We start from the raw sequence: 6,873 nt of genomic DNA on the forward strand, positions 1-6,873 counted from the left end.
CCTTTCTTCAACGCTTTCTAGTTTCCTAAAAAACATAAAAAATAGGCCGTTGTCTTCAATTGTGAATTTTGAATTCAAAATTTAGAATTTATCTTACCCCTGCTAGGAAGTTTGCAATAGCTCAAAACAACGAAAATGAGTTAAGAAAGCAAATGACTAATTTAAAGAAATACCTGTGGCTTTCGCGAAAGTGCATCACGATAGTGATAAGCATGAAGCGAAAAAGACATCAGGGGTTTTGCGAAGAGAAGCGAAGCAAAAATTTCTTGAAATTAGTCTTGTCCCGATCCCGAATGGTCGGGAGGATTGATTTGTTTTTTCATCAATGGAAAAAATGAAAGGAAAACTATATTAAAGTTCGCTATAAAAAAAAACACCTTCCGTTGCCGAAAGGTGTCTTTATTAAAATTTAATAAAATATGTGTCAATAAATTATTTGATTTCAAACACAACTCTTCTCATTAATTTTCTAGCATTTGAAGAATCTTTATTTACTGAAGCATCAACTCCGCCTCCATTGTAAGACAGGCGATCTTCACTAATTCCTGAAGCAACTAATACATCATAAACGTATTTAGCTCTTTTTTCAGAAAGTTGTTTGTTGTAAGCTTTATTACCAATTTCATCAGCATAACCTACCAAATTCGCTGATGCATCTGGATTAGACTTCATATAAAGCACGATCTTATTAATTGATGCATAAGAGTGATCAACTGGCTGAGCGCTATCAAACTTAAAGAATACACTAATTAGACCTGAATTAGCCATAGATTTTACACTATTGATATCGCCACCACCTTTGTAGTTTTCTTCAAAGTCAGATTTTGACATGTATCTCTCCTGTAATGATTTATCTATTTCGTCCGGAATACCATTGCCATCAGTGTCAATTGCTTGTCCTTTTGTATTCACAGCAACACCATTGATTGTGTTTGGCTCTTGATCAAGGTAGTTCGGCACACCATCACGATCATCATCAGCTAAATCATTTTCAATTTTGTCTAACTTGTTTTCTGCATTAGTCAAACGCTCATTCATCATATTAGATTGACCTGCAGCAGCCCAATCAGCGTGGTAGTCATTTCCACCTAAATAAACAGAGATACCAGCAGAAACAGTTGTTACCATTCCTTTAAAGTGGTGTACTGAAGATTTGCCTGAGTACTGCATACCGTCCATTGTCATATCTTGTTTTAAGTTTCCTTGCATCGCAAGATCAAGGAAAAGAGAAACACGGTCACTTACTCTAAATTGTGGTGTCACACCAAAGATTAAGTTGATCGCTTTTTCATCTTCTACTAAAGCAGCATCATCATAAGATAAAAAAGTTACTCCAGCACCACCATGTGCTAATAAACCTAAACGCTTAGTCCATGTGTTGAAGTTAAGAACCGATCCTAAATTAACAACACCTTGTAAGCCTAAACGTGTGTATTTAGTTTCAAAATCAAAAGCTGATGCATCATCACCTTCAACCTGACCAAAACCTCCGTCAAGCATTAGACCAAACTTATCATTGAACATATAACGTACGCCTAAACCGTAGTTCATGTCAGATAAATAATCTGAATGACCATCTTTATAAGGACCAGATGCAGTTAATAAACCAACATTTCCATTGATAGACCATTTATTATAGTCCATAGAGGAGTCTTCATTCTCGGGAGTTTGTGCCTGTACTACCATTCCAGTAAGAAGAGCAGCTAAGGTTAATAATGTAAATTTTTTCATGATTATCTTTATTTTGATTATATACAAATATAAATGTTTTAAAAATACAAAATCTATGTGAATTTTATTTAATTTATGCTAAATTCAGTTAAATTAAATCTAGGCTAAGAGAGCTTTTTTGTATCTAAGCTTTCATATATTGAATTTTCTGAGACATACTCTGGGGCAAGTTTTTTAATTACACTCACCAACTTCATATTCATCTGTTTTTCACCTTCTTTAAAGTCAAATTTAATTAAATCATTGACAATCACCTCAAAATTTTCAATTTTATTATCACGCACCTCTGCTTTTAGGATCTTCTCATGATGTGTTTGCAATGTATTTTCACCATCGGCTAGCAGTTCCTCATAGATCTTTTCGCCTGGGCGTAGGCCTACAATCTTTATGTCAATATCTTGCGGGTAGTTTAAACCGCTTAACTGAATCATGCGTTTGGCAAGATCATAGACCTTAACGCTCTCTCCCATATCAAAAACAAAAATCTCTCCACCTTCTCCCATAGCACCAGCTTCAAGTACTAATTGACAAGCTTCCGGGATCGTCATAAAGTATCGCGTCACCTCTCGATGTGTCACGGTTAGCGGTCCTCCATTTGACAGTTGTTTCTGAAATAAAGGAATAACGGATCCATTACTTCCCAAGACATTTCCAAAACGCGTGGTGATAAACTTGGTGTGTTTGTGTTTTTTAGACATCTGCGACACATATAATTCCGCAATACGCTTGGTTGCCCCCATTACATTTGTTGGGTTCACAGCTTTATCTGTCGATACCATCACAAATTTCTCAACTTGATGCGCAATGGCACAATCAACAATATGCATGGTTCCCTTTATATTGGTGCTAATCGCTTCACAAGGATTATCTTCCATCAATGGCACATGCTTATAAGCGGCGGCATGATAAACAATATCTGGCTGATAGTCTTGAAAGATCGACTGCATACGTGCTTTATTCCTGATATCCGACACAATATACTTCACTTGCACATCTTTTGCTTCTGCCGTCAGTTTTGATAAGCACTCTTGCTGCAAATTATACATAGGTGTTTCTGCTTGATCTACCAGTATTATTTGTTTACAAGCATAGTTTGTCACTTGGCTTGTAATCTCACTCCCAATAGAGCCGGCAGCACCAGTAATCAAAACAGTCTTTCCTTTAAGCTGCTGAGAGACACTTTCTTTTTTGAGTTCAATCGGATCTCGACTCAATAAATCCTCAATACGAATATCTTTAATCTGTTGCGCTTCCAAATCGCCATCAATCCAATGACTCAAGGCTGGCACAATCTTTAAGGAAACCGGGAAGTTTTCAAAATTGGAAACCAGTTTATTGAGCTCTTTTGAAGTGATGTTTTGAATAGAAAATATAATTTCAGAAACCTCATATTTCTTAACAAAATGAAGATCGATATGTGCAGGCGAATAAACAGGCTTTCCATTAATTTTATTCTTTTGCACCTTCGTATTATCATCTATAAAGCCAAGGATATGCTTTGCCATACCCCTGTCATTCTGCAAAGCATTATAAGTGATAATTCCTGAATCACCAGCACCATATATCAAAACATGATCTTGTTTCGACTTGCTTTCTATCAACTGAAAGTAAATTGACTTATAAACTAATCTTAAGAAAATAAGACTCATGCTACAGATCAAGAAATGAACAAGCAATATGGAGTAAATCAGGTTAGCGCTTTCAAAACCTGAAAGTGCAACATAAATGGATAAGAGTCCTAAGGCAATAAGGCACACCCACAAGACTTTTAGCATATCATTAAAACCTGTGTGGCGAACAATACCTCTGTAAGTTTTAAAAACAACAAAGACAAAGAAGTAAACAAGCAAGCTTGCACAAATCAATTTGATAAAGTCAATTGAAAAAGGCTCCCAATTGAGTTTAAATATCAATAAATAAGCTGGCAAGAACGTCATTGCTACCACATGAAGGTCGATAATAAGAACGAGCCACCTAGGCGTTTGGCGTTTAAGCCTTTTTTTTAGAAGTTCTTTCACAAAATCTGATATTAAAGTTAGTTATTGCGAAATTAAGTTTTTTCCTGTTAACAATCAACATTTCTTGTATCTGATGTTAGATGTTAGGGATTAGGCCATTCTCTTCAATTATGAATTTTGAATTAAAAATTTTGAATTACTCTTATCCCTGCTAAGAAGTTTGTCATAGCTCAACTCAACGGAAATGAATTATGAAAGTAACTGACTCATTTAAAGAAATATCTGTGGCTTTCGCGGAAGTGCTTGACGAAGTCATAAGCATGAAGCGAAAAAGACAACAGGGGTTTTGCGTCAAGGCAAAATGAAAGGAACTTCTATTGATGTTCTTTTACTTTTTTTCATTGCCAAAAAAAGTAACAAACCCCGAAGGCTCGGGACTAGGCTTATTTTTCTGTTTTAGAAAAGCAACGAAAGCATCTCTGCCCCCGCAACGCGAACCGTTTCACTCGCGCATTGCTCCCTCTGCCTTTCTTCAACGCTTTCTAGTTTTCTAAAAAACATAAAAAATAGGCCGAATCTTTAAATTCTAAATTTTGAATTCAAAATTTAGAATTTATCTTACCCCTGCTAAGAAGCTGATAATACTTCACGTCAACGGAAAGAAACTAAGAAAGCAAATGACTAATTTAAAGAAATACCTGTGGCTTTCGCGAAAGTGCATCACGAAAGTGATAAGCATGAAGCGAAAAAGACATCAGGGGTTTTGCGTCAAGGCAAAATGAAAAGAACTTCAATTCATGATTGTTCTTTACTTTTTTACATTGCCTAAAAAAGTAACAAACCCCGAAGGCTCGGGACTAGGCTTATTTTTCTGTTTTAGAAAAGCAACGAAAGCATCTCTGCCCCCGCAACGCGAACCGTTTCACTCGCGCATTGCTCCCTCTGCCTTTCTTCAACGCTTTCTAGTTTCCTAAAAAACATAAAAAATAGGCCGTTCTCTTCAATTATGAATTTTGAATTAAAAATTTTGAATTTATCTTACCCCTGCTAAGAAGATGATAATACTTCAACTAGACGGAAAGAAACTAAGAAAGCAAATGACTCATTTAAAGAAATACCTGTGGCTTTCGCGGAAGTGCTTGACGAAGTCATAAGCATGAAGCGAAAAAGACATCAGGGGTTTTGCGTCAAGGCAAAATGAAAAGAACTTCAATTCATGATTGTTCTTTACTTTTTTACATTGCCTAAAAAAGTAACAAACCCCGAAGGCTCGGGACTAGGCTTATTTTACTTTTCTTGAAAACGACGAAAAAACTTTATCATGCGGATGGCAACCGTTGCACTAGGCCATCCTCCTTCATCCAACGCGGCAGTTTTTTCTTGTTTTTCTACAAAAAATAAAAATAGGCCGTTCTCTTCAATTATGAATTTTGAATTAAAAATTTTGAATTTATCTTATCCCTGCTAGGAAGTTTGCAATAGCTCAAAACAACGAAAATGAGTTAAGAAAGCAAATGACTCATTTAAAGAAATACCTGTGGCTTTCGCGGAAGTGCTTGACGAAGTCATAAGCATGAAGCGAAAAAGACAGCAGGGGTTTTGCGTAGAGGAACGAAGCAAAAATTTCCTGAAAATTTAGTCTAGATTTTTTTGTTTCGTTTTTTCATCAATGGAAAAAATGAAAGAAATCACTATGTAATATTCAATAATGATTTAAAGGAAGACTTCGATACAATTATTAATTCGTCTCCAATTGATGGGATTCTGAATGACACTCCCATACTCGTGTCTTCAGAATGACAAGAATAAAGATGAGATACTGAATCGCACTTCGCCTATGGCGGCGTTTGTTCAGCATGACAGTAGTTTACGTTTTGTCATTCTGCCCCGCCCCGAATAACTCGGGGGTCGGGATCAGAATCTCATGCTTTGTTAGTCCCGACTTATTCGGGATAAATTCGTGGATTCGTGGATTCGTGGATTCTAATCCCGAGGATTCGGGATTAGAATTACAAAGCCCTCGCTGCAGAAGCATCAAGCACAAACTCGGCTTGGGAGAGGCTTTGCAGGAATGAGGCGGGAACTTCAGTTGTGATTTCACCATTTATGGCTTGCTGCATAATCTCTGATTTCCTTTCGCCAAGGGCTAGGAGGAGGATCTTCTTGGCTTTTGAGATGGTTTGCACGCCAACACTAATGGCTTTTTCTGGCACTTTGTCTAGACTTCCAAAGGCTGCTTTAGCGTCTTCTCTTGTGAGGCTGTCTAAGTTGACTAAGCGTGTTTTTGATTCAAAATCTGAGCCTGGCTCATTAAAACCGATATGACCGTTTCTGCCGATGCCCAAAAGTTGAAAGTCCATGCCACCAAGACTTTGTATTTTATCTTCATAATCTTGGCAGTATTGCGCAATGCCTTTTTCTGAAAAATCAGTATTGGGTATATTTATCTGCTGCTCTTTAATATCAACATGCTTAAATAAATACTGTCGCATAAAATAAGTATAGCTCTGCTGATCATCAGGTAAAATAGGATAATATTCATCAAGATTAAAACTGATGACATTCTTAAAACTCAAGCCTTCATTTTTGTACAAACGTATCAGCTCTTGGTAAACGCCTTTGGGTGTATTGCCCGTAGCTAAACCTAAAACGGCAGTTTTGCCTTGCTTTTCTTTATCGCGAATAAGCTCAGCAATTTGATGTGCCACAAATAAAGAAGCTGCTTCTGCATCTTGAAAAAGCTTGAGTTTTTTATGAGTGGATGTTGTTTGTATGGTTTTTTTCATAATATTAAAAAGGATGTTAGGTTGGTATAGCTTGGTGAAGGCAAAAAACGGATGAAATTAGATTTTTGATGAATTGTTTTTAATAATCTGACCAGGGTTTCCTACAACAGTAGAATTGTCAGGGATGTCTTTAATAATAACAGCCCCTGCACCTATCATACAATTTTTACCAATACTTATATGTCTAGTCCTGAAATATGGCTACAGGTTAAAATTTATTTTAGGTTGATAATTTATACACCATATTAGGAGTTTTAAAATCTAAAAATAAGTACTTACCTCCATTTCTAACAAATTCATCGGCTAGACCAACCAAGGTTTTACCTTTAAAGCCAAATGAATCTAAACTTACATAAAGTGCATCTTCTAAACTTTCATGAAAATTTAATTTTATATAC

The 6,873-nt window shown here is 36.3% G+C and carries 3 protein-coding genes and 1 pseudogene; all 4 read right to left on the reverse strand.

All coding sequences use genetic code 11. From position 1 onward, the window contains the following. Positions 1 to 432: 432 nt before the first annotated feature. Positions 433 to 1,731 (reverse strand): OmpA family protein, encoded by a 1,299-nt coding sequence (locus CAP47_RS05235; RefSeq protein ID WP_100775677.1) that lies wholly within the window; start codon positions 1,729 to 1,731, stop codon positions 433 to 435. A 104-nt stretch (positions 1,732 to 1,835) separates the two neighbouring features. Then, positions 1,836 to 3,749, reverse strand: coding sequence for a polysaccharide biosynthesis protein (locus tag CAP47_RS05240; RefSeq protein WP_100775678.1), 1,914 nt, complete (start codon positions 3,747 to 3,749; stop codon positions 1,836 to 1,838). 1,949 nt (positions 3,750 to 5,698) lie between these two features. Next, positions 5,699 to 6,475 carry a glucosamine-6-phosphate deaminase gene (gene nagB, locus CAP47_RS05245; protein ID WP_100775679.1) on the reverse strand — a complete coding sequence of 259 codons (777 nt, stop codon included), beginning with the start codon at positions 6,473 to 6,475 and terminating at the stop codon, positions 5,699 to 5,701. Positions 6,476 to 6,532: 57 nt separating this feature from the next. Then, a pseudogene (locus CAP47_RS05250) lies at positions 6,533 to 6,655 on the reverse strand (acetyltransferase); the annotation flags it as partial. Positions 6,656 to 6,873: the final 218 nt, after the last annotated feature.

The sequence above is a fragment of the Psychroflexus sp. S27 genome (assembly GCF_002810405.1).
Taxonomy (GTDB): Bacteria; Bacteroidota; Bacteroidia; order Flavobacteriales; family Flavobacteriaceae; genus Psychroflexus; species Psychroflexus halocasei_A.